This window comes from Oleiphilus sp. HI0125 (genome assembly GCF_001635355.1).
Genome location: NZ_LWGF01000933.1, coordinates 1 through 1742, shown reverse-complemented (window position 1 = coordinate 1742; position 1742 = coordinate 1). Strand labels below are relative to the sequence as shown.

The following is a 1742-nucleotide window of genomic DNA, read 5'->3' as shown; positions in this document are numbered from 1 at the left end:
GTACTGGCTCATCCCTCTGGGCTTGTTTGCCTACATCGCCTTACCACTGAAACAAGCCAAAATCCTTAGTATCGTTGCAGGATTATGCTTCACTGCAGTGTTATTCCACCATGCAGATCTACTCACTGTTTCTTTGTTCGCCACGAGCTATGTACTGATGATTGCATTTGCAGGAACATTTGCAATGCTGCACCAGAGTCGCAGTCGTACTCTCGTTGAGTTAGCCATTCATGAGCCGGTGACTAGTGCTTACAACATCAGACACTTAGAAGACACACTGAATAAAGAAGTCTCACGATCTAAAGAAACAGAGCGCCCTGTTTCCATATTGTCTCTTGAAGTCGATTACTTTGAACAAATAGAAGAAATGCATGGTATTGGCATTCAGCAAGATTTATTGAAACAATTATCTGAAACGCTGAATGGAATGATTCGAGCAGGAGACAGCCAATACTTCGATGCCCAGCAGCGTTTTTACTTGCTACTACCCTGCACACCAGAAGAGGGCGTACTTGTCATTGCAGAACGAATCAGAAGAACGCTTGAAGAAAGCACGTGGCCCGAAGTGGACAGCATTACAGTCAGCATCGGCGCCAATACATTCACACCTGTTAAAAACTCAAAAAGCGCTCAAGAGTTGCTTCAAGGCGCGCATGCAGCGCTGGCTGAAGCACACAGCAAAGGTAATAATCGCGTTATATTGAACGACTAACCACCTAAGATGCCAAGTTTAATAGAGTTAAGTCACTGGCTCACCGCAAACGCGAGCTTAATATTACCTGCAATTGCAATCATCGCGTTTGTCGAATCATTTGCCATCGCAGGCATTGTTGTCCCAGGCGTTGCATTGCTATTTTCAGCTGCTGCCGTTGCAGGACTCGCAGGCATCCCGCTCATAGAGGTATTAGCTGCCGCATTTATCGGCGCTGTGCTTGGTGACGTTATTAGCTTTTATATTGGCCGTGCCTTCCACGACCGATTACCCCTCACATGGCCTTTTTCAAAGTATCCAAACGCCTTACAAGAGGGTGAAAGATTTTTTGAGAAATATGGCACCTACAGCGTAGTCATTGGTCGGTTTGTCGGACCTCTGCGTCCAGTACTCCCACTCACTGCGGGTGTACTCCAAATGTCACCCACCAAATTTATTCTTATCAATCTGCTTTCAGCTATCGCATGGGCTCCAGCCTATATATTACCCGGTTATTTGGGAGCAGAAATAACGCAACTCGCTACTCAAAATCGTGATATTACCTATGCCCTTGTGCTTGTTTTATGCCTAATAATTGCGATCAGCCTATTATGGTTATCACTGAGCAAACAGCGAGCAAAACCGTTCGTATACTTTGGCTCAATATTCACTTTAAGTGCCATAGCATTTTCAAGCATTGCTTACTTAAACATTAGCGGCATGCTAGATGGCTTTGATGTATGGGTTCTCGCCAAGGCATTAACTGTCAGGGATACCTTGTTTTACAGCTTCTTTGTTTTCATCACGCTGCTCGGCGATCAAGCTCTGCTTATCTTGTTATTCCTGATATGCGTTGCATCTCTCGCGACCCATAAACAATACAAGCATGCTATCTACTTCGCTCTGACGGGTATCACTGTCGCCGGATTCACCCATGGGTTTAAATACTTATTTAACACAATCCGCCCAGACCATTTGCTCGGTGCACTTTCAAGTGGTGCATTTCCGAGTGGGCATACCAGTGGAGCAGCTGTCTTCATCGGATGCTTAG

Annotated in this window: 2 protein-coding genes; both read left to right on the top strand. The window is 45.5% G+C overall.

Going from position 1 to position 1742, the window contains the following annotated elements:
• Positions 1-712: GGDEF domain-containing protein (locus tag A3762_RS16105; protein ID WP_156493514.1), on the top strand; the 712-nt coding region annotated here is incomplete at its 5' end.
• Positions 713-721: 9 nt separating this feature from the next.
• A partial coding sequence (locus tag A3762_RS16100) for a VTT domain-containing protein (RefSeq protein ID WP_068756608.1) occupies positions 722-1742 on the top strand: 1021 nt, incomplete at its 3' end.